The sequence below is a fragment of the Escherichia sp. MOD1-EC7011 genome (assembly GCF_002965005.1).
Lineage (GTDB): Bacteria > Pseudomonadota > Gammaproteobacteria > Enterobacterales > Enterobacteriaceae > Escherichia > Escherichia ruysiae.
The window spans coordinates 1-24,905 of the sequence record NZ_PTRD01000022.1; the positions used below are offsets into that span (position 1 = coordinate 1).

Consider the following 24,905-nt stretch of genomic DNA (forward strand, 5'->3'; position numbering starts at 1 on the left):
AAAAAAAACTAAAAAAAAATGCATACACAAAGAATAAAAACAAAGTTTCAGAAACTGAAGTTTTATGCTGGCATTAGTGGCTTCAGGTCATAAAAAATCCAAAATGAGCTCAACCCGCTACTAAAGCCGGATTGTCTACGCTTTACGGCGTTAACACCCCTTAACCGCCCCACCAGCACAGTTCACAATGACCACGTAATAATATGATTTTAAATAAAATTATTCATAAAGGCATTTAAAAATCCATAATGTATAAAAAATACGCCATTGCGGAACATTTTATCTACAAAAACAAAATAAATAAAAATTTTTCACTAATTGATTACTAACAACCAGCAATATACGCTATGCAAAAATGAAACAGGCAGTCTAAAGCACTGCTTCCATTTCCATTCATACCCGATTTCGCTTTTATTAAGGAGCATTAGCATGTTCTCACCGCAGTCACGCTTGCGTCATGCAGTTGCAGACACGTTCGCGATGGTTGTTTACTGTACTGTCGTGAACATGTGTATTGAAGTTTTCCTCTCCGGGATGAGCTTCGAACAGTCTTTTTATTCCAGGCTGGTGGCCGTCCCGGTGAATATCTTAATTGCATGGCCATATGGCATGTACCGCGATCTGTTTATGCGCGCGGCACGCAAAGTTAGCCACTCTGGTTGGACAAAAAATCTGGCTGATATTTTGGCTTATGTGACGTTCCAGTCACCAGTGTATATGGCGATCTTATTAGTGGTAGGCGCAGACTGGCACCAGATTATGGCAGCGGTCAGTTCAAACATCGTTGTTTCGATGCTGATGGGGGCGGTCTATGGCTACTTCCTTGATTACTGTCGCCGCTTGTTCAAAGTGAGCCGCTACCAGCAGGTAAAAGCCTGACCCTTCTTTTCGCGACTGGCATCGCCAGTCGCGTCTTTAACTGGCTTCGCCAAATAAGCCATGCAAATAACGTTCAAGCGCAACACGCGAACTAAAGCCATGCGGGATACCGTAATGCTCATGACGTTCACCCGCTAAATAGAGCGGAAATTGCTGGTAATGATCGCAAGTTTTAATATCGGAAGCAGGTTCAGCCAGTGTGGAACTACGTTCTTTTAATGTTGGATGAATTATCAGTGCGGTACGTCCCATTCTCGCTTCGCGGTTAACATAGACATAATGTTCCCCACGACGGTAACCGTATGCTTTCTGGGTTACTACATCGACAGTAAAACCGACTTTCTCAAGTACGCGCGCCACCTCGTCTGGTCGTAAATACATATTTTATCCTCGTTAATATCTACTGCGCGCCTACCTTACCTGATTGCGCATTCACAACGCTTTCAGAAAAGTCCATAAAGCCGCGATGAATCTCTGTTAAGAAAATTATGGTCTACACTGAAAATTACATCGAATTCTAATGGGGGATCATATGTTTAACAGACCGAACCGCAACGACGTCGATGATGGCGTGCAGGATATTCAGAATGACGTCAATCAATTAGCCGACAGTCTCGAATCTGTATTGAAGTCCTGGGGCAGCGACGCCAAAGGTGAAGCCGAAGCCGCACGCAGTAAAGCTCAGGCTCTACTGAAAGAAACCAGAGCGCGGATGCATGGTCGTACTCGCGTCCAGCAAGCCGCGCGCGATGCAGTTGGCTGCGCAGATTCTTTTGTTCGTGAAAGACCCTGGTGTAGCGTGGGTACAGCAGCTGCGGTAGGTATTTTTATCGGCGCGCTGTTAAGCATACGCAAATCGTAGTGAAACAATGATAATAAATACGCGTCTTTGACCCCGAAGCCTGACTTCGGGGTTTTTAACTTAAGGCTCTGCGTAATTGTTGTGCCACCTGCTGCGCCATACTCTCACTGATAATATTGGTAAACGAGAGAAGCAATCCTCCTTTCCCACTTGATCGGATACGCCAGTCGCTAAGTGCCTGCACCGCAAGGCCAGCAGTATTGGCTTTACGCGCGTGGAAAATATCGTCGCCCACCATGCTGATAACCATCTGGATGCCGCCTTTTTGTGGCATAACCAGGAATCCCTGTTGCGTAAGCGCCTGTTCAATCCACTGCCTACGCTGCGCATAGTGCTGACGCATTTTCTTCAGATGCCGCCAGAAATGCCCCTCGCGAAGAAAGTCAGCCAGTGTGTTCTGCCATAGAACTGGCACTGCACATGGCTTCAGTGACGCCTGTTGGCGGAATTGCGTAATCTGCTCCACCGGCACCACCAGCCACGCACAGCGCAATGCAGGAAATAGCGATTTGCTGAATGTTCCGGCATAAATCACCCGCTGTGGTGCGTCGAGGCTTTTCAGCGCCGGTAATGGCTTACCGTGATAACGGAATTCACTGTCGTAATCGTCTTCAATAATCCACGCCTGCGCACGCTCTGCCCACGCCAGCACCTGATGCCTGCGCGCCAGTGAGAGCGCAACACCGAGCGGGCTTTGGTGTGCCGGAGTTATCAGGGCAAAATGCGCATCAGGATAATTTTGCATTCCACTTGCGACATCCAGTCCGTTGTCATCAACAGGCACAGGTAAAATTTCCACACCGTGGCGAGTAACAATCGGGCGAATCAGCGGAAAGCCAGGATCTTCCATCCACATCCCGTCTCCCGGTTTCGCCAGCGCGTGCAGAATTAAGGCCATTGAGGCTGCATAACCGTGAGTGATAAAGACCTGTTCTGGCTGGCATTCAATCCCGCGTGAGACGCGTAAATAATCAACAATTGCCTCACGCAACGCCACCTCACCACAGACATCGCCTAACGCCAAATCAAAGCGCGTCTGGGTACGCAGACGGCGCCCCATCACCCGCGCCCACAGCTCTCGCGGAAAGAGATCGAGTGCGGGTAATCCCATCTGGAATGGTAGCGGTTGCTAGCTTTCACCGGCAAAGGCAAGCACATCCACAGCGGATTGTTGGGGATGTATTTGCTCGCTGACAAAGGTGCCCGCCTGCCCCCGCCGTACCAGCCATCCTTGTGCCACCAGCTCAGCATAAGCATTTTCGACGGTGGATCGAGACACACCCAGCTCCTGCGACCAGGTACGACTGGAAGGTAGCCTTGCGCCGGGTTTCAGTTCCCCTTGCTCAATAGCCGTTTTTAACTGACGGGCGATATCCTGATAGCGCGGCATATGGTCTGCTTTTTTAGGTAATTTATGGCTCTCTTTAGCAGTCCATTATAGTGCTACATTGCGGGCGTTAATAAGAGGAGAAACTGTATGACTACATTACGTCAGCCTTACTACGAACTTAGCCCGGCGGTGTATAACGCGCTGGTGCAGGCCAAAACGGCGCTGGAAAATAGTGCGCTGGATACCACACTGATGGAGTTAGTTTATTTGCGCGTCTCGCAAATAAACGGCTGCGCATTTTGTCTGGAGATGCACAGTAAAGCATTACGCAAATCCGGTGTGCCGCAGCACAAGCTGGACGCTCTGGCAGGCTGGCGGGTGAGCCATCATTTTGATGATCGCGAGCGGGCGGCGCTGGCCTGGGCGGAATCGGTGACCGATATTGCCCGAAGCCATGCAGAAGACGACGTTTATCAACCTTTGCTTGAATATTTCAGCGCAGCAGAGATCAGCGACCTGACTTTTGCCATCGGACTGATGAATTGCTTTAACCGCCTGGCCGTTTCCATGCGGATGTAATTTCCTGATGCCGGGTAATCACCCGGCTATAGAACACAAAACCCCCTACCCCGCTGAGCTGCTCGGCGGCGGTTAGATTTATCGAAATTTCCCATATCTTGTATGGTTGAATCTTTTTTCAACTACATCTAGTATCCCTGTATCAACAGAGAGACAACCCGACGCGTATCATCGCGCCGTATCTTCATTTTAAACGGAAATACGAATCATGCGCATTATTATTTACACTCGTAACGATTGCGTTCAGTGCCACGCCACCAAACGGGCGATGGAAAACCGGGGCTTTGATTTTGAAATGATTAATGTCGATCGCGTTCCTGAAGCGGCGGAAGCGTTGCGTGCTCAGGGCTTTCGTCAGTTGCCGGTAGTGATTGCAGGCGATCTTAGCTGGTCTGGTTTTCGTCCGGATATGATCAACCGTCTGCATCCAGCGCCACACGCGGCCAGTGCATGAGCCAGCTCGTCTACTTCTCCAGCAGCTCCGAAAATACGCAGCGTTTTATCGAACGTTTAGGGCTGCCCGCCGTGCGCATTCCACTCAATGAGCGGGAACGGATTCAGGTAGACGAGCCTTACATCCTGATCGTGCCCTCTTACGGCGGTGGCGGTACGGCTGGCGCTGTGCCACGACAGGTGATTCGCTTTTTAAACGACGAACATAACCGGGCGTTGCTTCGCGGCGTTATTGCTTCGGGTAATCGCAACTTTGGTGAGGCGTATGGTCGCGCCGGAGATGTGATTGCCCGGAAATGCGGCGTGCCGTGGCTGTACCGCTTTGAACTCATGGGTACGCAAAGCGATATCGAAAATGTTCGTAAAGGAGTAACCGAATTTTGGCAACGACAACCGCAGACCGCCTGACGCAGGAAACAATGGATTACCACGCCCTGAATGCGATGCTTAACCTTTACGATAGCGCAGGTCGCATTCAGTTCGATAAAGACAGCCAGGCCGTAGACGCCTTTATGGCGACGCATGTACGCCCGAACAGTGTGACCTTCAGTAGCCAGCAGCAGCGCCTGAACTGGCTGGTCAACGAAGGTTACTATGATGAAAGCGTTCTCAGCCGCTACTCTCGCGACTTTGTCATTACGCTATTTGCCCGCGCGCACGCCAGCGGTTTTCGTTTCCAGACGTTCCTCGGTGCATGGAAGTTTTACACCAGCTATACGTTGAAGACATTCGACGGTAAGCGTTATCTGGAGGATTTTGCCGATCGAGTCACTATGGTGGCGCTGACGCTGGCACAAGGCGATGAAACGCTGGCGTTGCAACTGACCGATGAAATGCTGTCAGGACGCTTTCAGCCTGCCACGCCAACATTCCTCAACTGTGGTAAACAGCAGCGCGGCGAACTGGTTTCCTGTTTTCTGCTGCGTATTGAAGACAATATGGAGTCGATTGGCCGGGCGGTAAATTCCGCACTGCAACTGTCGAAACGCGGCGGCGGCGTGGCATTTTTGCTGTCGAATCTGCGGGAAGCGGGCGCGCCAATTAAACGTATTGAAAATCAATCTTCTGGCGTAATTCCGGTGATGAAAATGCTGGAAGACGCATTTTCCTATGCCAATCAGCTTGGCGCTCGTCAGGGGGCGGGTGCAGTCTATTTACATGCCCATCATCCCGATATTCTGCGTTTTCTCGACACAAAGCGGGAAAATGCCGACGAGAAAATCCGCATTAAAACGCTGTCGTGGGCGTGGTGATCCCGGATATCACCTTCCATCTGGCGAAAAAGAATGCGCAGATGGCACTGTTTTCGCCCTATGACGTTGAGCGGGTTTACGGCAAGCCGTTTGCCGATATCGCCATCAGCGAACACTATGACGAACTGGTTGCCGATAAACGCATCCGCAAAAAATACATCAACGCGCGTGATTTCTTCCAGCGGCTGGCGGAGATCCAGTTTGAGTCCGGCTATCCGTACATCATGTATGAAGACACGGTAAACCGTGCTAACCCTATCGCCGGGCGCATAAATATGAGCAATCTTTGCTCAGAGATTTTGCAGGTAAACAGCGCCTCAGAGTATGACGAGAATCTCAACTATGCTCGCACAGGCCATGATATTTCCTGCAATTTAGGTTCGTTGAATATTGCCCACACCATGGATTCCCCCGACTTTGCTCGCACGGTAGAAACAGCCGTGCGCGGTCTGACGGCGGTGTCGGATATGAGTCATATCCGCAGCGTGCCCTCCATCGAGACCGGAAATACCGCCTCACACGCCATCGGGCTGGGGCAGATGAATTTACACGGTTATCTGGCGCGGGAAGGCATCGCCTATGGTTCGCCGGAGGCTCTGGATTTCACCAATCTCTATTTCTATACCATCACCTGGCACGCGCTGCGCACCTCGATGTTGCTGGCGCGCGAACGCGGTGAAACCTTCGCCGGGTTCAAACAGTCGCGCTATGCCAGCGGTGAATATTTTAGCCAATATCTGCAAGGTAACTGGCAGCCGAAAACGGCGAAAGTTGGCGAACTGTTTGCCCGTAGCGGTATTACGCTACCTACCCGTGAGATGTGGGCGCAGCTGCGCGACGACGTGATGTGCTACGGCATTTACAACCAGAATCTTCAGGCGGTGCCGCCAACCGGTTCTATCTCTTATATCAACCATGCTACGTCGAGTATTCATCCGATTGTGGCGAAAGTAGAGATCCGCAAAGAGGGTAAAACCGGGCGCGTTTACTACCCTGCCCCGTTTATGACTAATGAGAATCTGGCGCTGTATCAGGACGCTTACGAAATTGGCGCGGAAAAGATTATCGACACCTACGCCGAAGCCACACGCCATGTCGATCAGGGGCTGTCGCTGACGCTGTTTTTCCCAGATACCGCCACCACCCGCGATATCAACAAAGCGCAGATTTACGCCTGGCGTAAGGGTATCAAAACGCTCTATTACATTCGCCTGCGTCAGATGGCGCTGGAAGGTACTGAAATTGAAGGCTGCGTCTCCTGCGCACTTTAAGGAATATCTATGAAACTCTCACGTATCAGCGCCATCAACTGGAACAAGATTACTGACGATAAAGATCTGGAGGTGTGGAATCGCCTGACCAGTAATTTCTGGCTACCGGAAAAAGTGCCACTGTCGAACGATATCCCCGCCTGGCAGACATTAAGCGCCGTAGAGCAACAACTGACGATGCGTGTTTTTACTGGCCTGACGCTACTCGACACGCTACAAAATGTTATCGGCGCACCTTCGCTGATGCCCGATGCGATCACGCCCCATGAAGAGGCGGTATTATCAAATATCAGCTTTATGGAAGCGGTTCATGCCCGCTCTTACAGTTCGATTTTCTCGACGCTGTGCCAGACAAAAGATGTCGATGCCGCCTACGCCTGGAGTGAAGAAAACGCGCCGTTGCAGCGAAAAGCACAGATTATTCAGCAACATTATCGCGGCGATAATCCGCTGAAAAAGAAAATCGCCAGTGTCTTTCTGGAATCATTTTTGTTCTACTCTGGCTTCTGGCTGCCGATGTATTTTTCCAGTCGCGGTAAGCTGACTAATACCGCCGACCTGATCCGTCTGATTATCCGCGATGAAGCAGTGCACGGTTATTACATCGGTTATAAATATCAGAAAAACCTGGAAAAAATCTCCCAGGCACAACGCGAAGAGTTAAAGAATTTTGCCTTCGATTTGTTGCTGGAACTCTACGACAACGAACTGCAATACACCGATGAGCTGTACGCCGAAACCTCGTGGGCTGACGATGTAAAAGCGTTTCTCTGCTACAACGCCAATAAAGCGTTGATGAATCTGGGGTACGAACCGCTTTTCCCGGCAGAAATGGCGGAAGTGAATCCGGCAATCCTCGCCGCGCTTTCGCCGGATGCCGATGAAAATCACGATTTCTTTTCCGGTTCTGGCTCCTCTTATGTGATGGGAAAAGCGGTCGAAACAGAAGACGAAGACTGGAATTTCTGACACGGTTATTTAAAAAATATCACCAACCGCAGCAGGGAAATAATTTTCATTAAATGGCTTTTTATCACACAGATATTTTGTGGTGATCTACACTGATACTCTGTTGCATTATTCGCCTGAAACTACAATATTCAGGCGTTTTTTCCGCTATCTATAACAAAAAATATCAACTTTTCTCGATTTGCTCTCAGCCCTTATATCACGGGAAATTCCGGCAATTTGCTCACATCAATATTCATGCCACATTTGCCATCAGGGGTTGCCTCAGATTCTCAGTATGTTAGGGTAGAAAAAAGTGACTATTTCCATCGGGTAATATATCGACATAAACAAATAACAGGAATCTTTCTATTGCATGGCAATTAAATTAGAAATTAAAAATCTCTATAAAATATTTGGCGAGCATCCACAACGGGCTTTCAAATATATCGAAAAAGGACTTTCAAAAGAACAAATTCTGGAAAAAACAGGTCTATCGCTTGGCGTAAAAGACGCCAGTCTGGCCATTGAAGAAGGCGAGATATTTGTCATCATGGGATTATCCGGTTCGGGTAAATCCACAATGGTACGCCTTCTCAATCGCCTGATTGAACCCACCCGTGGACAAGTACTGATTGACGGTGTGGATATTGCCAAAATATCCGATGCCGAACTCCGTGAGGTGCGCAGAAAAAAGATTGCGATGGTCTTCCAGTCCTTTGCCTTAATGCCACATATGACCGTGCTGGACAATACTGCGTTTGGTATGGAATTGGCCGGAATTAATGCCGAAGAACGCCGGGAAAAAGCCATTGATGCACTGCGTCAGGTCGGGCTGGAAAATTATGCCCACAGTTATCCGGACGAACTTTCTGGCGGGATGCGCCAACGTGTCGGATTGGCTCGCGCATTAGCCATCAATCCGGATATTTTATTAATGGATGAAGCCTTCTCGGCGCTCGACCCACTAATTCGCACCGAGATGCAGGATGAGCTGGTAAAATTACAGGCGAAACATCAGCGCACCATTGTATTTATTTCCCACGATCTCGATGAAGCTATGCGTATTGGCGACAGAATTGCCATTATGCAAAATGGTGAAGTCGTTCAGGTCGGTACACCGGATGAAATTCTCAATAATCCGGCGAATGATTATGTCCGTACCTTCTTCCGTGGCGTCGATATTAGCCAGGTGTTCAGCGCAAAAGATATTGCCCGCCGCAGCCCTAATGGCTTAATTCGTAAAACACCCGGCTTCGGCCCGCGTTCGGCGCTGAAATTATTGCAGGATGAAGACCGCGAATATGGTTACGTCATCGAACGCGGTAATAAATTTGTCGGCGCAGTGTCTATCGATTCGTTAAAAGCAGCATTAACGCAGCAGCAAGGTCTTGATGCGGCGCTGATTGATGCGCCGTTAGCGGTCGATGCACAAACGCCTCTTAGCGAGTTGCTCTCTCATGTCGGACAGGCGCCCTGTGCGGTGCCGGTGGTCGACGAGGACCAACAGTATGTCGGCATCATTTCGAAAGGAATGCTGCTGCGCGCTTTAGATCGTGAGGGGGTAAACAATGGCTGATCAAAATAATCCGTGGGATACCACACCAGCGGCAGACAGCGCCGCACAATCCGCAGACGCCTGGGGTACACCGGCTGCTGCACCGACTGACGGCGGTGGCGCTGACTGGCTGTCCAGTACGCCTGCGCCAAACGTCGAGCATTTTAATATTCTCGATCCATTCCACAAGACGCTGATCCCACTCGACAGTTGGGTAACTGAAGGGATCGACTGGGTCGTTACCCATTTCCGTCCCGTCTTTCAGGGTGTGCGCGTTCCGGTGGATTATATTCTCAACGGTTTCCAGCAATTGCTGCTGGGTATGCCTGCACCTGTGGCGATTATCGTTTTCGCTCTCATCGCCTGGCAGATTTCCGGCGTCGGTATGGGCGTTGCGACATTGGTTTCACTGATTGCTATCGGCGCGATTGGCGCATGGTCGCAAGCAATGGTCACCCTGGCGCTGGTATTAACCGCCCTGCTGTTCTGTATCGTCATCGGTTTGCCGTTGGGGATCTGGCTGGCGAGAAGTCCGCGAGCGGCGAAAATTATTCGTCCACTGCTTGATGCCATGCAGACCACGCCAGCGTTTGTTTATCTGGTGCCAATCGTCATGCTGTTTGGTATCGGTAACGTGCCGGGCGTGGTGGTGACTATCATCTTTGCTCTGCCGCCGATTATCCGTCTGACCATTCTGGGGATTAACCAGGTTCCGGCGGATCTGATTGAAGCCTCGCGCTCATTCGGTGCCAGCCCGCGCCAGATGCTGTTCAAAGTTCAGTTACCGCTGGCGATGCCGACCATTATGGCGGGCGTTAACCAGACGCTGATGCTGGCCCTTTCTATGGTGGTCATTGCCTCGATGATTGCCGTCGGCGGGCTGGGTCAGATGGTACTTCGCGGTATCGGTCGTCTGGATATGGGGCTTGCCACCGTTGGCGGCGTCGGGATTGTGATCCTCGCCATTATCCTCGATCGCCTGACGCAGGCCGTTGGGCGCGACTCACGCAGTCGCGGCAACCGTCGCTGGTACACCACTGGCCCTGTTGGTCTGCTGACCCGCCCATTCATTAAGTAACTCTGCACTTGCCCGGTGACGCCGGGCATTATCACCCTGCCAAAAAAAGGAATAACAATGCGACATAGCGTACTTTTTGCGACAGCGTTTGCCACGCTTATCTCTACACAAACTTTTGCTGCCGATCTGCCGGGCAAAGGCATTACTGTTAATCCAGTTCAGAGCACCATCACTGAAGAAACCTTCCAGACGCTGCTGGTCAGTCGTGCGCTGGAGAAATTAGGTTATACCGTCAATAAACCCAGCGAAGTGGATTACAACGTTGGCTACACCTCGCTTGCTTCTGGCGATGCAACCTTCACCGCTGTGAACTGGACGCCGCTGCATGACAACATGTACGAAGCAGCCGGTGGCGATAAGAAATTTTATCGTGAAGGGGTATTCGTTAATGGCGCGGCGCAGGGTTACCTGATCGATAAGAAAACCGCCGACCAGTACAAAATCACCAACATCGCGCAACTGAAAGATCCGAAGATCGCCAAACTGTTTGATACCAACGGCGATGGCAAAGCGGATTTAACCGGCTGTAACCCCGGCTGGGGCTGCGAAGGTGCCATTAATCACCAGCTTGCTGCGTATGAACTGACCAACACCGTGACGCATAATCAGGGTAACTATGCGGCGATGATGGCCGACACCATCAGTCGTTACAAAGAGGGCAAGCCGGTGTTTTACTACACCTGGACGCCGTACTGGGTGAGTAACGAACTGAAGCCGGGCAAAGATGTCGTCTGGTTGCAGGTGCCGTTCTCCGCACTGCCGGGTGATAAAAACGCCGATACCAAACTACCGAATGGCGCAAATTACGGCTTCCCGGTCAGCACCATGCATATCGTTGCCAACAAAGCCTGGGCTGAGAAAAACCCGGCGGCAGCGAAACTGTTTGCCATTATGCAGTTGCCGGTGGCAGACATTAACGCCCAGAACGCCATTATGCATGACGGCAAAGCCTCAGAAGGCGATATTCAGGGTCACGTTGATGGCTGGATCAAAGCCCACCAGCAACAGTTCGATGGCTGGGTAAATGAGGCGCTGGCAGCGCAGAAGTAATTTTTATTCGGGCGGATAAGGCGTTTTTGCCGCATCCGCCATTCTGTACACAATGCCTGATGCGACGCTGACGCGTCTTATCATGCCTACACACCACACCGCACATTTCAACAATCTATCTTTCATCCCATATTCATCAACATCCGCTATTATTGATTTCCATCTTAATCATCACCTGATGAACAAAAATAATGACTAAACCTAATCATGAGCTTAGCCCGGCGCTGATCGTGCTAATGTCGATCGCCACCGGTCTGGCGGTTGCCAGCAACTATTACGCTCAGCCATTGCTCGACACTATTGCGCGTAACTTTTCCCTTTCTGCCAGTTCAGCGGGCTTTATTGTCACTGCCGCGCAGCTAGGTTATGCCGCCGGTCTGCTATTTCTTGTTCCCCTCGGTGATATGTTTGAACGCCGCCGCCTGATTGTCTCGATGACCTTACTGGCAGCGGGCGGTATGTTGATTACCGCCAGCAGTCAGTCACTGGCGATGATGATCCTCGGTACGGCATTAACGGGTTTATTCTCGGTCGTGGCACAAATTCTGGTTCCGCTGGCGGCAACACTGGCCTCGCCGGAAAAACGCGGCAAGGTGGTTGGCACAATTATGAGCGGCCTGCTACTGGGCATTTTGCTGGCGCGTACCGTTGCCGGGTTGCTGGCAAATCTCGGCGGATGGCGCACCGTTTTCTGGGTCGCAGCGGTATTAATGGCGCTAATGGCGCTGGCGTTGTGGCGTGGCCTGCCGCAGATGAAATCGGAGACGCACCTCAACTACCCACAGTTGTTAGGTTCCGTTTTCAGCATGTTTATCAGCGATAAGATCCTGCGCACCCGCGCGGTACTGGGCTGTCTGACCTTTGCCAACTTCAGCATTCTCTGGACCTCAATGGCCTTTTTGCTTTCAGCACCGCCTTTTAACTACAGCGATGGAACGATTGGTCTGTTTGGCCTTGCAGGAGCCGCTGGGGCGCTGGGCGCACGTCCGGCAGGTGGTTTTGCCGATAAGGGTCAATCGCACCTGACAACAACTTTCGGCCTACTGCTGCTGTTGCTTTCATGGCTGGCGATCTGGTTTGGTCACACTTCCGTGCTGGCGCTGATTATTGGCATCCTGGTGCTGGATCTCACCGTACAGGGCGTGCATATCACCAATCAAACCGTGATTTATCGTATTTATCCTGATGCACGTAATCGTCTGACCGCAGGCTATATGACCAGTTACTTTATTGGCGGTGCCGCCGGTTCACTGATTTCGGCCTCTGCCTGGCAACATGCCGGTTGGGCTGGCGTTTGTCTGGCTGGTGCGACGATTGCCCTGGTTAATCTGTTGGTCTGGTGGCGAGGTTTTCATCGTCAGGAAGCCGCTATTTAGACAATCAGCAACCGTTTTCGTGGCTTTACACTTATAAGGGTGTTAAGAAGCCCATCAGTCTGATAAGGTTAAGATATTCATTCAGTCCATTTATAATTTTAACAGTCGTTAAGCGTACACTCTATGGTAAGCCCTACTCCTCTGCCTGCTTCAGGTTCGGCGACCTTCATGGAAGGATGCAAAGACAGTTTACCGATTGTTATTAGTTATATTCCGGTGGCCTTTGCTTTCGGTCTGAATGCGACCCGTCTGGGATTTTCTCCTCTCGAAAGCGTTTTTTTCTCCTGCATCATTTATGCAGGCGCGAGTCAGTTCGTCATTACCACGATGCTGGCAGCCGGGAGTAGTTTGTGGGTCGCTGCGCTGACCGTCATGGCAATGGATGTTCGCCATATCCTGTATGGCCCATCGTTGCGTAGCCGCATTGTTCAGCGTTTGCAAAAATCGAAAACTGCATTATGGGCGTTTGGCCTGACGGATGAAGTTTTTGCCGCAGCAACGGCAAAGCTGGTACGCAATAATCGCCGCTGGAGCGAGAACTGGATGATTGGCATTGCCTTCAGTTCATGGTCATCGTGGGTATTTGGTACGGTTATAGGGGCATTCTCTGGCAGCGGATTGCTGCAAGGTTATCCAGCCGTTGAAGCAGCATTAGGCTTTATGCTACCGGCGCTCTTTATGAGTTTTCTGCTCGCCTCTTTCCAGCGCAAACAATCCCTTTGCGTTACCGCAGCGTTAATCGGCGCCCTTGCGGGCGTAACGCTATTTTCTATTCCCGTCGCCATTCTGGCAGGCATTGTCTGTGGCTGCCTCACTGCGCTAATTCAGGCATTCTGGCAAGGAGCGCCCGATGAGCTATGAGGTTCTGCTGCTTGGGTTGCTGGTTGGCGCGGTTAATTACTGCTTTCGCTATTTGCCGCTGCGCCTGCGTGTGGGTAATGCCCGCCCGACCAAACGTGGTGCGGTGGGTATTTTGCTCGACACCATTGGCATAGCCTCGATTTGTGCTCTGCTGGTTGTCTCTACCGCACCAGAAGTGATGCACGATACACGCCGTTTCGTGCCCACACTGGTTGGCTTCGCGGTACTGGGTGCCAGTTTCTATAAAACACGCAGCATTATCGTCCCTACACTGCTAAGTGCGCTGGCCTACGGGCTCGCCTGGAAAGTGATGGCGATTATATAACCCACAAGAATCAATTTTCTAAAACAATACATTTACTTTATTTGTCACTGTCGTTACTATATCGGCTGAAATTAATGAGGTCATACCCAAATGGATAGTTCGTTTACGCCCATTGAACAAATGCTAAAATTTCGCGCCAGCCGCCACGAAGATTTTCCTTACCAGGAAATCCTTCTGACCCGTCTTTGTATGCATATGCAGAGCAAGCTGCTGGAGAACCGCAATAAAATGCTGAAGGCTCAGGGGATTAACGAGACGTTGTTTATGGCGTTGATTACGCTGGAGTCTCAGGAAAACCACAGTATTCAGCCTTCTGAATTAAGTTGTGCTCTTGGATCATCCCGTACCAATGCGACGCGTATTGCCGATGAACTGGAAAAACGCGGTTGGATCGAGCGTCGTGAAAGCGACAACGATCGCCGCTGCCTGCATCTGCAATTAACGGAAAAAGGTCACGAGTTTTTGCGCGAGGTTTTACCGCCGCAGCATAACTGCCTGCATCAACTCTGGTCCGCACTCAGCACTAGCGAAAAAGATCAGCTTGAGCAAATCACCCGCAAGTTGCTCTCCCGTCTCGACCAGATGGAACAAGACGGCATGGTCCTCGAAGCGATGAGCTAACGCGTCATCTCGCTCAAAAATCCAGATTTATAAAAGAAAAACTGACCGGCCAGCATCGCAACGTGCTGGCCTTTTTGGCAAGCAGGTCGGCTCAGCCGATGAGTTAAGAAGATCGTGGAGAACAATATGAGCGCAAATGCGGAGACTCAAAACCCGCAGCAACCGGTAAAGAAGAGCGGCAAACGTAAGAGTCTGCTCCTCCTTCTCACCTTGCTCTTTATCATTATTGCCGTAGCGATAGGAATTTATTGGTTTTTGGTACTGCGTCATTTTGAAGAGACCGATGACGCATACGTGGCAGGGAATCAGATTCAAATTATGTCTCAGGTGTCTGGCAGCGTGACGAAAGTCTGGGCCGATAACACCGATTTTGTAAAAGAAGGCGATGTGCTGGTCACTCTCGACCCGACAGATGCTCGCCAGGCGTTTGAAAAAGCCAAAACTGCACTGGCTTCCAGCGTTCGCCAAACCCACCAGCTGATGATTAACAGCAAGCAGTTGCAGGCGAATATTGAGGTGCAAAAAATCGCCCTCGCTAAAGCACAGAGCGACTACAACCGCCGTGTGCCGCTGGGCAATGCCAACCTGATTGGTCGCGAAGAACTGCAACACGCCCGCGACGCCGTCACCAGCGCCCAGGCGCAACTGGATGTCGCCATTCAACAATACAATGCCAATCAGGCGATGATTCTGGGAACTAAACTGGAAGATCAGCCTGCCGTGCAACAGGCCGCTACTGAAGTACGTAACGCCTGGCTGGCGCTGGAACGTACCCGTATTGTCAGCCCAATGACCGGCTATGTCTCCCGCCGAGCCGTTCAGCCTGGTGCGCAAATTAGCCCAACGACGCCGCTGATGGCGGTCGTTCCGGCTACCAATATGTGGGTGGATGCCAACTTTAAAGAGACGCAGATTGCCAATATGCGTATCGGTCAGCCGGTCACCATCACCACTGATATTTACGGCGATGATGTGAAATACACCGGTAAAGTGGTCGGTCTGGATATGGGTACAGGTAGCGCGTTCTCGCTGCTTCCGGCGCAAAATGCCACCGGTAACTGGATCAAAGTCGTTCAGCGTCTGCCTGTTCGTATTGAACTGGACCAAAAACAGCTTGAGCAATACCCACTGCGTATCGGCTTGTCCACGCTGGTGAGCGTCAATACCACTAACCGTGACGGTCAGGTACTGGCAAACAAAGTACGTTCTACGCCGGTAGCGGTAAGCACCGCGCGTGAAATCAGCCTGGCACCTGTCAATAAACTGATCGACGACATCGTAAAAGCTAACGCTGGCTAATCCAGAGGTGCGTGTGATGCAACAGCAAAAACCGCTGGAAGGCGCGCAACTGGTCATTATGACGATTGCGCTGTCACTGGCGACATTCATGCAGGTGCTGGACTCCACCATTGCTAACGTGGCGATCCCCACTATCGCCGGGAATCTGGGCTCATCACTCAGCCAGGGAACGTGGGTGATCACCTCCTTCGGGGTGGCAAACGCCATCTCGATCCCCCTTACCGGCTGGCTGGCAAAACGCGTCGGGGAAGTGAAGCTGTTCCTCTGGTCAACCATTGCCTTCGCCATTGCGTCGTGGGCGTGTGGTGTTTCCAGTAGTCTGAATATGCTGATCTTCTTCCGCGTGATTCAGGGGATTGTCGCCGGGCCGTTGATCCCACTTTCGCAAAGTCTGTTACTGAATAACTACCCGCCAGCTAAACGCTCGATCGCGCTGGCGTTGTGGTCGATGACGGTGATTGTCGCGCCAATTTGCGGCCCAATCCTCGGCGGTTATATCAGTGATAATTACCACTGGGGCTGGATATTCTTCATCAACGTGCCAATTGGCGTGGCGGTGGTGTTGATGACACTGCAAACCCTGCGCGGACGCGAAACCCGTACAGAAAGGCGGCGGATTGATGCTGTGGGGCTGGCGCTGCTGGTGATTGGTATCGGTAGCCTGCAAATTATGCTCGACCGGGGTAAAGAGCTGGACTGGTTCTCATCGCAAGAAATTATCATCCTCACCGTGGTGGCGGTGGTGGCTATCAGCTTCCTGATTGTCTGGGAGTTGACCGACGATAACCCGATAGTCGACCTGTCACTGTTTAAATCGCGCAACTTCACAATTGGCTGCTTGTGTATCAGCCTCGCCTACATGCTCTACTTCGGCGCAATTGTTCTGTTGCCGCAATTATTGCAGGAAGTCTACGGCTACACGGCAACCTGGGCAGGGCTGGCATCTGCGCCGGTAGGGATTATTCCGGTGATCCTGTCGCCAATTATCGGCCGTTTTGCGCATAAACTGGATATGCGTCGGCTGGTAACCTTCAGCTTTATTATGTATGCCGTTTGCTTTTACTGGCGTGCTTATACCTTTGAACCAGGTATGGATTTTGGTGCATCGGCCTGGCCGCAGTTTATCCAGGGCTTCGCGGTGGCCTGCTTCTTTATGCCGCTGACCACCATTACGCTCTCTGGTTTGCCGCCGGAACGACTGGCGGCGGCGTCGAGTCTCTCCAACTTTACGCGAACGCTGGCGGGGTCTATAGGGACATCAATCACTACGACTATGTGGACTAACCGCGAGTCGCTGCACCATGCGCAGTTGACCGAATCAGTGAATCCGTATAACCCGAACGCCCAGGCGATGTACCATCAACTGGAAGGGCTGGGAATGACGCAACAGCAAGCTTCCGGCTGGATTGCCCAGCAGATCACTAATCAGGGGTTGATTATTTCCGCCAATGAGATCTTCTGGATGTCAGCCGGAATATTCCTCGTCCTGCTGGGGCTGGTGTGGTTTGCCAGGCCGCCATTTGGCGCAGGTGGCGGCGGAGGCGGTGCGCACTGATGTTGTCAAAGGGAGCTGCGGCTCCCTTTTTATTTGCTCATTCTGCAAACGGTTGTTTTATCCACTCAATCGGTGTATCTTCTCGCCGCCTCACACTCTTCCATTCACCATTAACCGGTTCTGAACATTCGTTCAGGTTGTTAATTCTCTTTTCCCTTCGCCCTCGCTTTCGCGGGTGATACTTACATTTTTCTTTTAACCCCAAAACTCGCACCCTCGCGGGCGTACATTTATTACACACCAAATAATGGATTATTATGAATACCCAACGTAAATACGGGAGAACCTGGCACTACCCTTTCTCCCCTGGCACCACCAGCGATGACCGCATTAACGCCAGTTACTGGCAAGATATGCAGGCAATTTCGCAACTGGTACATACTGAAAAACTCGACGGCGAAAATAACTGTCTTAATCGCTTCGGCGTGTTTGCCCGTTCCCATGCAGCCCCTACGGAATCGGCATGGAGCTATAAGATTCGCCAACGCTGGCAACTACTGAAAAACGATCTCGGCGATCTGGAGTTGTTTGGCGAAAATCTTTATGCCGTTCACTCCATTGAATACCGGGCACTGGAGCAGGATTTTTATCTGTTTGCCGTTCGCTGTCAGGACATGTGGTTAAGCTGGGAAGAAGTTCAGTTTTACGCCGCCTTGTTTGATTTTCCCTGCGTCCCGGAAATTTCCGGCCCGCAGCCGGGAAAAGATGAAAAAAGCTGGCAACATGATTTTCTGGCGCTGACCTGTGAGCGCGGCGCGTTCGATCCCTGGGATACGCAAACCGGGCAACCCTGTACGCTGGAAGGCATTGTCAGCCGAAATCGCGACGCATTTTCCGTTGCCGATTTTCCCCATAATGTATTCAAGTACGTGCGCAAAAATCATGTCAAAACCAGCGAACACTGGAAGCGCCACTGGCGTCGGGCGCGGATGGCACATGAGTTCGCTTATGGAGAACAGTCATGATTTGGCGACTTACCGACGATAAACGCTGGTCGACACTTCGCCAGCGTTTTAGCTGGGTTGAGGAGATGCATCACACGCCACAAGACCCGGAGCATCATGGCGAAGGTGACGTTGGCGTGCATACCGAAATGGTGCTTAACGCCCTCGTTACTCTGCCAGAATTCCAGCAACTCCCCGCTCAACAGCAGGAAGTTTTATGGGCGGCGGCGTTATTGCATGATGTTGAAAAGCGCAGCACTACCGTTCAGGAAAACGGACGTATTCAGTCGCCTGGTCATGCTCGTCGGGGCGAACTGACGGCCCGACAAATTTTATGGCGCGATATCCCCACACCATTTGTGCTGCGCGAGCAAATCGTTGCACTGGTGCGTCTGCATGGGTTACCGCTATGGTTACTGGAACGTCCGGAACCGGAGCGTTTACTGCTCACTGCTGCGATGCGCGTCGACACGCGTCTGCTCGCCCTGCTTGCCCGTGCCGATCTGCTTGGTCGTCATTGCCCTGATAAGCAGTCAATGCTGGAACGCATCGATCTGTTCGTGCTGTTTTGCCAGGAGCAACAATGCTGGGGAAAAGTGCGCCCATTCGTTTCTGATTCCGCACGCTGGCATTACCTGACCCATGAACAAAGTTCTCCCGATTTTGTTCCCTGGGAGGCTGAACATTTTGAAGTTACTTTGCTGTGTGGCTTACCGGGAATGGGCAAAGATCGCTATATCAGTGAACAGTGCCAGGGAATGGATGTTATCAGCCTTGATGACATGCGGCGGCGAATCAATGCCAGCCCTGACGATAAAACCGCGACTGGTCGTATTGTACAGCAGGCAAAAGAAGAAGCTCGCGTGCGACTTCGGCAAAAGAAGTCGTTTGTCTGGAATGCAACGAACATTACCCGCCAGCTGCGTAGCCAGCTTATCAGTCTGTTTACGGCTTACGGCGCACGAGTAAAAATCGTTTATCTGGAAGTGCCATGGGCGCAATGGAAGCAGCAAAATGCCAGACGCGAGTATGTCGTTCCTGAAGCGGTGGTGATGCGGATGGCCTCAAGGCTGGAAGTTCCACAACCTGATGAAGCGCATAGCGTGGAATGTCGGGTGACTGACAGGTAGAAAGCCGGAGAATTAAACACCTGCCCGATACGTTTATCGTATCGGGCAGATTTACATTGCCTGAGAAGAGAATACTTTTGCACTTTTCTTAATGAGGAAATATTTAATCTTATTATTTACGTGCATATAACCCATGTCTGGAAACCAGACTTACATTATTTTTTGATAATAATCCTGGTGTTTTTTATATCTAAAAAGATGTGCAAACAATAAACATGCAATTAATCAGTTACTGTTACTAACCCCGCAAAATTCCGAAAAAACATCTTATTGATTTCCTTTGCTTTTTCTTTGCTCATTTTTTATGCCTTAAGACATTTAAAAATTTCCGCTAAGTAAAATTATGCACCTTATTTTCACCCTAATGCCTAAACCATCAAAACAAATTAATATCAAATTAATCACAAATTAAACTGATTTATAATTATTGGCCTCACACACTACCCTTCATTTACAGAACAGCAACCTGATTCAGCGGCCTTAAAATCTAATTTTTTACGTAGTTACTGTGGATTCGCTATTTATCTTAAAATAAATCATAAGGATGAAAATTAACTTTATGAATATCAGACAGCATCCCTTGTCCACGCTGGCAATAGCTATTTCAACTGTGCTATCAATACCAATTTCTCAGGCATGGACACCACCAGCCACTATCAACAGCGATGTGACAATCAATAATAATGATGTCGTAACCTTATCTTCATCAGAAAATAACTCACCAGTATGGGACCAGTTTCGGTATCTTAATGTTGGAGCAACAAGTGCAGGAACGTTGAATATAGACGGGCGGGATCTGACTACTGCTAAAATCGTAATCGGTAATGCGACGTCAGGGACAATAAAATTAGAAAATAACACTCATCTGACGCTTAGTCATGCATCGCCTAATGAACGCGATATTTACCTGGGAACTAATGGCGGTTCAGGAACTTTAATGGTGCTTAGCGGCAGTACTATCACCGATTTAAATGAATTCAGAATTGGTGAATTTAATTACCAGGCACAGGGGCAAGTCGTTATTGACGGTGAGGGATCATCCGTTGCCGCACGGTATGTGATGGTAGGCGATCAGGGGACAGGTAAACTCGAAATCACTCATGGCGGTCGTCTTACAGCGTCAAAAGATATGATCATTGGCTTTAATGGAAATATGGAGAATTTTCAGGGAACGGGATACGGTGAAACGCTGGTTGATGGTGACAATTCTTCATTAGCCGTGAATGAGTTTATCTCCCTTGGGGGATTGGGCTCATTACTGAACGAGGCAAAGGGTATTCTTACCGTGAGTAATAATGCCACGGTCAGCGCGAATCAATTTATCTGGCTTGGAATGGACGAAACCAGCACCGGTATTCTAAACATTGGAGGAGCGCAGGGAGAAGCCGAGCAAAAAGCGGGGGCAATTAAGACGCCGATTATCCATATGGGAAGCGAGGTCGGGGACAGTACTGCCCAGATCAATTTCAACCATTCCAGCGAAGATTTTATCCTGGCAGCAGATATCGTTGGCAGAGGCGAGGTTAACCAGGTAGGTTCCGGAGTCACGACGTTGGCTGGCGCAAATACCTATTCTGGCCAAACGAATATTAGTAAAGGCACCCTGCGCGCCGGTATCAACGATACCTTTAGTCCAAACTCCAGTTATGTCGTCTCCAGTGGAGGGAATATTGATTTAGCTGGTTTTTCACAAACCTTAAATGCGCTGGATTTGGCGGGTACGGCAACACTGTCGTCCTCAAAAAATGGCGACAAATTCACGCCTGCCACACTCACCATCAATGGCAATTACACCGCTAATAACGGTTTGTTAGTTATGCGTACCGAACTCGGCGATGATAATTCCGCGACCGATAAATTAATTGTAAAAGGCAACACGTCTGGTCATACCCGTGTGAGTGTTCACAATGCCGGTGGTCAGGGTGCCGATACGCTTGAAGGTATCCGCATTGTTGAAATAACGGGGGCATCAGAGGGTACGTTTAGTAAAGAAGGCCGTATTGTTGCCGGAGCCTATGATTATAACGTGACGAAAAGTGACGATCAGAACTGGTACTTAACCAGTGAAACCCCACTTATACCACCTGTTGACCCTGTAATACCTGATTCACCAGAGCCACCTGATACACCGACACCGGCTTCTCCTTATACCCCCGTTTCACCAGAACCACTGCCAGAAAGAAAGCATCAGTATCGCCCGGAGATTAGTAGCTATCTGGCCAATATTCAGGCTGCAAATACGCTGTTTAATACCCGACTGCATGACCGTCTGGGGGAAACACAGTACACCGACCTGCTAACCGGCGAGCAGAAAGTGACCAGCTTGTGGATGCGTAACATTGGTGGACATAATCGTTTTAAAGATCGCTCGGATGAACTGAGCACTCAGAGCAACCGTTATGTTCTGCAACTTGGCGGCGATCTTGCGCAATGGAGCAGTAACGCACTCGATCGCTGGCATCTCGGCCTGATGGCTGGCTATGCCAACAGCAAGAGCCACACACATTCCAGCCTGACCGGCTACAACTCACGCGGGCAAATCGACGGCTACAGTGTGGGCATGTATGGCACCTGGTACGCTAACAAAGCAGATAAAACAGGAACTTATGTTGATAGCTGGTTGCTCTATAACTGGTTTGATAACACCGTCTCCGGCGAGTATCTGCCCAGTGAAAAATATCACTCTGACGGTATCACCGCCGCCATTGAAGCGGGTTATACCTTCCGTCTTGGTGAAAGCGCAAATGCCCGCACCAGCTACTGGTTGCAGCCTAAAATGCAACTGACGTGGATGGATGTGAAGGCAGATAATCATACTGAAGACAATGGCACTCTGGTTGAGGACAGCACCGAAGGCAACCTGCAAACGCGTCTGGGGGTGAAAGCGTACCTGCAGGGTCACAATGCTATTGATGATCATAAAGCGCGTTCCTTCCAGCCTTTCGTGGAAACCAACTGGATTTATAACTCCCGCAATTACAGCGTGAAGATGGATGGCATCAGCGATGAAATCATCGGCACGCGTAACATCGGCGAGCTAAAAGTTGGGGTGGAAGGTCAGCTTAATCCACGTCTGCAACTGTGGGGCAACGTCGCCCAGCAGTTGGGTGACAACGGTTACAGCGATACCCAGGGAATGCTGGGCATGAAATATCTCTTTTAATGCCACTTTGCCGCCCGTCACGTGCGGGTGGCGCGCTCCCCGCATCAACCTGATAAGCGTAGCACATCAGGCAAGCCGGACAGTGATATCACCGCCCGGCTTCTTCTTAAACGGACTAGATGTGCAGTTCCTGCAACTTCTCTTTCGGCAGCGCCAGTTCCTCATTGCTGTTGATACGCACGTCGCGCTCCAGAATGCTACGTGCAATATCCTGTGCTTCCTGCAACGAGTGCATCTGGAAAGTACCGCACTGGTAGACATTCAGTTCAGGGATCTGATTCTGATCCTTCACTTTCAGCACATCTTCCATTGCCGCCTTCCAGGCATCAGCAACACGCTGCTCATCTGGCGTACCAATCAGACTCATATAGAAACCGGTGCGGCAACCCATTGGCGAGATATCAATAATCTCAACGCCGTTACCGTTAAGATGGTTGCGCATAAAACCAGCAAACAGATGCTCCAGGGTATGGATACCTTTTTCTGGCATTACTTCTTTGTTCGGCACGCAGAAACGCAGATCGAACACGGTGATTGCGTCGCCATGCGGGGTGTTCATTGTTTTCGCCACCCGAACTGCAGGCGCTTCCATCCGGGTATGATCGACTGTGAAGCTATCTAACAACGGCATTTAGCCACCTCCGGTAATTTTTTTTAAAATATTCTGAACTCTTTCTTCCCAGGCGAGTCTGAGTATATGAAAGACGCGCATTTGTTATCATCATCCCTGAATTCAGAGATGAAATTTTGGCCACTCACGAGTGGCCTTTTTCTTTTCTATCAGCTGTGTTTTTCCAGCCACACCTTGAACGATTCGGTGTCTGCGGCTTCCATTTCCTGCTGACGGCGTTTAGACGCTTCGCGCTCGGCAATAAAATCGTCTTCACGCAGAATTTCCAGCGGCTCTTCACGCAACAAATTGCGATAAGCCTCACCAAACGCTTTCCCGGTTCCGCCAATACCAGTATCAATCATAGACCGTAAGATGCGGGCGGAGAAAGTCAGATCGGGATTATCAAAGCAGGCCACCAGTTCATCACACACTTTCTGGTATGCTTCGCCGCCGTTAATGCTGTCCAGCGTTTGCGCGACGCGTTTCAGATCCCGGAACAGATCTTTGCCCACCTGCGGCAACGGGAATTGCGCAGTTTCACAGCCAATTCCCAGTGTCAGCCCCGGCTTACGTCCTTCGAGAATCACCCGGTTCCAGTTGACGCGTGTACAGGCAAGTTCACTACTGCTCATTTCCGGTGCATCAGCCAGCGCACACCAGACCATAAACAGGTCGAGGAATCGCACCTGCTGCTCATCAACACCAATCGGCGAGAATGGGTTGATATCCAGCGAACGCACTTCGATATATTCAATGCCGCCGCGTAACAGCGCATCTGAAGGCGACTCGCCGCTGCGAGTAACGCGTTTCGGACGAATCGGCGCATACAGCTCGTTTTCAATCTGCAGCACGTTGCTGTTGATTTGCAGCCGCTTGCCGTCTTTCTCAAGACCAATCGTCGCGTACTCTTCCGACGGCGTTTTAATTGCCCGCTTCAGACCCGCTACATACTCGTAGAGATCATTAAAGGTAATACCAAGATTACTTTGCGATTTATTGGTATAGCCCAGATCGCTCAAACGTAGCGATGTTGCATACGGCAGGTAATACATGCCGCACTCGGTTTTCTCAAACGGCAGCGACGTCGGTTTACCTTGCAGGAAAGAAGAACAAATTGCCGGAGATGCGCCAAACAGGTACGGGATCACCCAACCGAAGCGATAGTAGTTACGAATAGCGCGGAAGTAGCCCGCAGAGATTTTCTCTTTGGCGTCAACGCCCGAGATATCACCACACTTCGCTTGCCAGAATGCCATTGGTAAAGAGAAGTTGTAGTGTACGCCGGAGATGGTTTGCATCAGCGCGCCATAGCGATTTTTCAGCCCTTCACGGTACAGCGTTTTAAAGCGCCCTGTATTGGACGTTCCATACTGCGCCAGTTCGATATCCTGACCTTCCGCGATGTAACATGGCATACTTAACGGCCACATCCGCTCATCGCCAATATTACGCGCGGTATAGCGATGCAAATCGCGCATAAAGGTCAACATATGCTCAATATCGCCATCGACCGGCGTAATGAACTCCAGCAACGCTTCGGCAAAATCGGTGGTGATCCATTTATGCGTCAGTGCGGAACCTAATGCTTCAGGATGACCGGTTGTTGCCAGAGTGCCATCTGGGTTAACACGCAAAGTTTCGCGCTCAAGACCACGCTGTATCCCCTTTAATGCCTGAGGATGTTTTTCCAGCCAGGCCAGCGCCTGTGATACGTCCGGGATCAAATTGACCTCCCGCCTGTCAAAATCGTTTTAATT

The 24,905-nt window shown here is 50.6% G+C and carries 21 protein-coding genes and 2 pseudogenes; 19 read left to right on the plus strand and 4 right to left on the minus strand.

Going from position 1 to position 24,905, the window contains the following annotated elements:
* Nucleotides 1-429 precede the first annotated feature (429 nt).
* Nucleotides 430-879: an L-alanine exporter AlaE gene (gene alaE / locus A7098_RS10525; RefSeq protein ID WP_105280763.1), complete on the plus strand. Its 450-nt coding sequence runs from the start codon at nucleotides 430-432 to the stop codon at nucleotides 877-879.
* A gap of 36 nt (nucleotides 880-915) precedes the next feature.
* On the opposite strand, the gene A7098_RS10530 is transcribed toward alaE, so the two are convergent.
* The gene (locus A7098_RS10530) at nucleotides 916-1,260 is read right to left on the minus strand and encodes a DUF2002 family protein (RefSeq protein ID WP_000281310.1); all 345 of its coding nucleotides are present in this window, start codon (nucleotides 1,258-1,260) and stop codon (nucleotides 916-918) included.
* A gap of 151 nt (nucleotides 1,261-1,411) precedes the next feature.
* Here A7098_RS10530 and A7098_RS10535 point away from each other — a divergent pair, with 151 nt between their 5' ends.
* The gene (locus A7098_RS10535) at nucleotides 1,412-1,741 is read left to right on the plus strand and encodes a DUF883 domain-containing protein (protein WP_010345700.1); all 330 of its coding nucleotides are present in this window, start codon (nucleotides 1,412-1,414) and stop codon (nucleotides 1,739-1,741) included.
* 55 nt (nucleotides 1,742-1,796) lie between these two features.
* On the opposite strand, the pseudogene A7098_RS10540 reads toward A7098_RS10535, so the two are convergent.
* Nucleotides 1,797-3,131: pseudogene (locus A7098_RS10540) on the minus strand (PLP-dependent aminotransferase family protein).
* Between the two features lie 87 nt (nucleotides 3,132-3,218).
* Here A7098_RS10540 and A7098_RS10545 point away from each other — a divergent pair.
* The 17 genes and pseudogenes from A7098_RS10545 (at nucleotide 3,219) to A7098_RS10630 (ending at nucleotide 22,535) form a co-directional block, all read left to right on the plus strand.
* Nucleotides 3,219-3,650 carry a carboxymuconolactone decarboxylase family protein gene (locus A7098_RS10545; protein ID WP_000209790.1) on the plus strand — a complete coding sequence of 144 codons (432 nt, stop codon included), beginning with the start codon at nucleotides 3,219-3,221 and terminating at the stop codon, nucleotides 3,648-3,650.
* 208 nt (nucleotides 3,651-3,858) lie between these two features.
* The gene (nrdH, locus tag A7098_RS10550; protein WP_001220162.1) at nucleotides 3,859-4,104 is read left to right on the plus strand and encodes a glutaredoxin-like protein NrdH; all 246 of its coding nucleotides are present in this window, start codon (nucleotides 3,859-3,861) and stop codon (nucleotides 4,102-4,104) included.
* Nucleotides 4,101-4,511 (plus strand): class Ib ribonucleoside-diphosphate reductase assembly flavoprotein NrdI, encoded by a 411-nt coding sequence (gene nrdI / locus A7098_RS10555; RefSeq protein WP_000080948.1) that lies wholly within the window; start codon nucleotides 4,101-4,103, stop codon nucleotides 4,509-4,511. Before nrdH ends, nrdI begins: the two co-directional genes overlap by 4 nt.
* Nucleotides 4,484-6,627 (plus strand): annotated as a pseudogene (gene nrdE, locus A7098_RS10560) (class 1b ribonucleoside-diphosphate reductase subunit alpha). Before nrdI ends, nrdE begins: the two are co-directional and overlap by 28 nt.
* A 9-nt stretch (nucleotides 6,628-6,636) precedes the next feature.
* Complete coding sequence (gene nrdF / locus A7098_RS10565) at nucleotides 6,637-7,596, plus strand: class 1b ribonucleoside-diphosphate reductase subunit beta (RefSeq protein WP_105280764.1); 960 nt, start codon at nucleotides 6,637-6,639, stop codon at nucleotides 7,594-7,596.
* 355 nt (nucleotides 7,597-7,951) lie between these two features.
* Nucleotides 7,952-9,154, plus strand: a complete 1,203-nt coding sequence (proV, locus tag A7098_RS10575) for a glycine betaine/L-proline ABC transporter ATP-binding protein ProV (RefSeq protein WP_000985478.1) — start codon at nucleotides 7,952-7,954, stop codon at nucleotides 9,152-9,154.
* A complete protein-coding gene (gene proW, locus A7098_RS10580; RefSeq protein ID WP_000774961.1) occupies nucleotides 9,147-10,211 on the plus strand; it encodes a glycine betaine/L-proline ABC transporter permease ProW in 1,065 nt (354 codons plus the stop codon). The genes proV and proW overlap by 8 nt, the downstream gene beginning before the upstream one ends.
* A 57-nt stretch (nucleotides 10,212-10,268) precedes the next feature.
* Nucleotides 10,269-11,261 (plus strand): glycine betaine/L-proline ABC transporter substrate-binding protein ProX, encoded by a 993-nt coding sequence (gene proX / locus A7098_RS10585; RefSeq protein ID WP_001216525.1) that lies wholly within the window; start codon nucleotides 10,269-10,271, stop codon nucleotides 11,259-11,261.
* Between the two features lie 191 nt (nucleotides 11,262-11,452).
* Nucleotides 11,453-12,637: an MFS transporter gene (locus tag A7098_RS10590; RefSeq protein WP_105280765.1), complete on the plus strand. Its 1,185-nt coding sequence runs from the start codon at nucleotides 11,453-11,455 to the stop codon at nucleotides 12,635-12,637.
* 123 nt (nucleotides 12,638-12,760) lie between these two features.
* Complete coding sequence (ygaZ, locus tag A7098_RS10595) at nucleotides 12,761-13,498, plus strand: L-valine exporter subunit YgaZ (protein ID WP_000254578.1); 738 nt, start codon at nucleotides 12,761-12,763, stop codon at nucleotides 13,496-13,498.
* Complete coding sequence (gene ygaH, locus A7098_RS10600; protein ID WP_000119757.1) at nucleotides 13,488-13,823, plus strand: L-valine transporter subunit YgaH; 336 nt, start codon at nucleotides 13,488-13,490, stop codon at nucleotides 13,821-13,823. Before ygaZ ends, ygaH begins: the two co-directional genes overlap by 11 nt.
* Before the next feature lie 90 nt (nucleotides 13,824-13,913).
* Nucleotides 13,914-14,444 carry a multidrug efflux transporter EmrAB transcriptional repressor EmrR gene (emrR, locus tag A7098_RS10605; protein WP_000378436.1) on the plus strand — a complete coding sequence of 177 codons (531 nt, stop codon included), beginning with the start codon at nucleotides 13,914-13,916 and terminating at the stop codon, nucleotides 14,442-14,444.
* Nucleotides 14,445-14,570: 126 nt separating this feature from the next.
* Nucleotides 14,571-15,743 (plus strand): multidrug efflux MFS transporter periplasmic adaptor subunit EmrA, encoded by a 1,173-nt coding sequence (gene emrA, locus A7098_RS10610; RefSeq protein ID WP_032226033.1) that lies wholly within the window; start codon nucleotides 14,571-14,573, stop codon nucleotides 15,741-15,743.
* 16 nt (nucleotides 15,744-15,759) lie between these two features.
* Nucleotides 15,760-17,298: a multidrug efflux MFS transporter permease subunit EmrB gene (gene emrB / locus A7098_RS10615; RefSeq protein ID WP_001516928.1), complete on the plus strand. Its 1,539-nt coding sequence runs from the start codon at nucleotides 15,760-15,762 to the stop codon at nucleotides 17,296-17,298.
* A 257-nt stretch (nucleotides 17,299-17,555) separates the two neighbouring features.
* Nucleotides 17,556-18,263 (plus strand): RNA ligase family protein, encoded by a 708-nt coding sequence (locus A7098_RS10620; protein ID WP_105280766.1) that lies wholly within the window; start codon nucleotides 17,556-17,558, stop codon nucleotides 18,261-18,263.
* The gene (locus A7098_RS10625) at nucleotides 18,260-19,372 is read left to right on the plus strand and encodes an AAA family ATPase (protein ID WP_105280767.1); all 1,113 of its coding nucleotides are present in this window, start codon (nucleotides 18,260-18,262) and stop codon (nucleotides 19,370-19,372) included. The genes A7098_RS10620 and A7098_RS10625 overlap by 4 nt, the downstream gene beginning before the upstream one ends.
* A gap of 559 nt (nucleotides 19,373-19,931) precedes the next feature.
* The gene (locus A7098_RS10630; RefSeq protein ID WP_105280806.1) at nucleotides 19,932-22,535 is read left to right on the plus strand and encodes an autotransporter outer membrane beta-barrel domain-containing protein; all 2,604 of its coding nucleotides are present in this window, start codon (nucleotides 19,932-19,934) and stop codon (nucleotides 22,533-22,535) included.
* Between the two features lie 115 nt (nucleotides 22,536-22,650).
* Here the strand turns inward: A7098_RS10630 and luxS are convergent, their stop codons facing one another.
* Both luxS and gshA read right to left on the minus strand, forming a co-directional pair.
* Nucleotides 22,651-23,166 carry an S-ribosylhomocysteine lyase gene (luxS, locus tag A7098_RS10635; RefSeq protein ID WP_032226039.1) on the minus strand — a complete coding sequence of 172 codons (516 nt, stop codon included), beginning with the start codon at nucleotides 23,164-23,166 and terminating at the stop codon, nucleotides 22,651-22,653.
* Between the two features lie 149 nt (nucleotides 23,167-23,315).
* Complete coding sequence (gene gshA / locus A7098_RS10640) at nucleotides 23,316-24,872, minus strand: glutamate--cysteine ligase (RefSeq protein ID WP_000611834.1); 1,557 nt, start codon at nucleotides 24,870-24,872, stop codon at nucleotides 23,316-23,318.
* Nucleotides 24,873-24,905: the final 33 nt, after the last annotated feature.

Coding starts and splice junctions, on each gene's coding strand:
- alaE (WP_105280763.1), top strand. CDS start 430: ATGTTCTCACCGCAGTCACGCTTGCGTCATGCAGTTGCAGACACGTTC.
- A7098_RS10530 (WP_000281310.1), bottom strand. CDS start 1,260: ATGTATTTACGACCAGACGAGGTGGCGCGCGTACTTGAGAAAGTCGGT.
- A7098_RS10535 (WP_010345700.1), top strand. CDS start 1,412: ATGTTTAACAGACCGAACCGCAACGACGTCGATGATGGCGTGCAGGAT.
- A7098_RS10545 (WP_000209790.1), top strand. CDS start 3,219: ATGACTACATTACGTCAGCCTTACTACGAACTTAGCCCGGCGGTGTAT.
- nrdH (WP_001220162.1), top strand. CDS start 3,859: ATGCGCATTATTATTTACACTCGTAACGATTGCGTTCAGTGCCACGCC.
- nrdI (WP_000080948.1), top strand. CDS start 4,101: ATGAGCCAGCTCGTCTACTTCTCCAGCAGCTCCGAAAATACGCAGCGT.
- nrdF (WP_105280764.1), top strand. CDS start 6,637: ATGAAACTCTCACGTATCAGCGCCATCAACTGGAACAAGATTACTGAC.
- proV (WP_000985478.1), top strand. CDS start 7,952: ATGGCAATTAAATTAGAAATTAAAAATCTCTATAAAATATTTGGCGAG.
- proW (WP_000774961.1), top strand. CDS start 9,147: ATGGCTGATCAAAATAATCCGTGGGATACCACACCAGCGGCAGACAGC.
- proX (WP_001216525.1), top strand. CDS start 10,269: ATGCGACATAGCGTACTTTTTGCGACAGCGTTTGCCACGCTTATCTCT.
- A7098_RS10590 (WP_105280765.1), top strand. CDS start 11,453: ATGACTAAACCTAATCATGAGCTTAGCCCGGCGCTGATCGTGCTAATG.
- ygaZ (WP_000254578.1), top strand. CDS start 12,761: ATGGTAAGCCCTACTCCTCTGCCTGCTTCAGGTTCGGCGACCTTCATG.
- ygaH (WP_000119757.1), top strand. CDS start 13,488: ATGAGCTATGAGGTTCTGCTGCTTGGGTTGCTGGTTGGCGCGGTTAAT.
- emrR (WP_000378436.1), top strand. CDS start 13,914: ATGGATAGTTCGTTTACGCCCATTGAACAAATGCTAAAATTTCGCGCC.
- emrA (WP_032226033.1), top strand. CDS start 14,571: ATGAGCGCAAATGCGGAGACTCAAAACCCGCAGCAACCGGTAAAGAAG.
- emrB (WP_001516928.1), top strand. CDS start 15,760: ATGCAACAGCAAAAACCGCTGGAAGGCGCGCAACTGGTCATTATGACG.
- A7098_RS10620 (WP_105280766.1), top strand. CDS start 17,556: ATGAATACCCAACGTAAATACGGGAGAACCTGGCACTACCCTTTCTCC.
- A7098_RS10625 (WP_105280767.1), top strand. CDS start 18,260: ATGATTTGGCGACTTACCGACGATAAACGCTGGTCGACACTTCGCCAG.
- A7098_RS10630 (WP_105280806.1), top strand. CDS start 19,932: ATGAATATCAGACAGCATCCCTTGTCCACGCTGGCAATAGCTATTTCA.
- luxS (WP_032226039.1), bottom strand. CDS start 23,166: ATGCCGTTGTTAGATAGCTTCACAGTCGATCATACCCGGATGGAAGCG.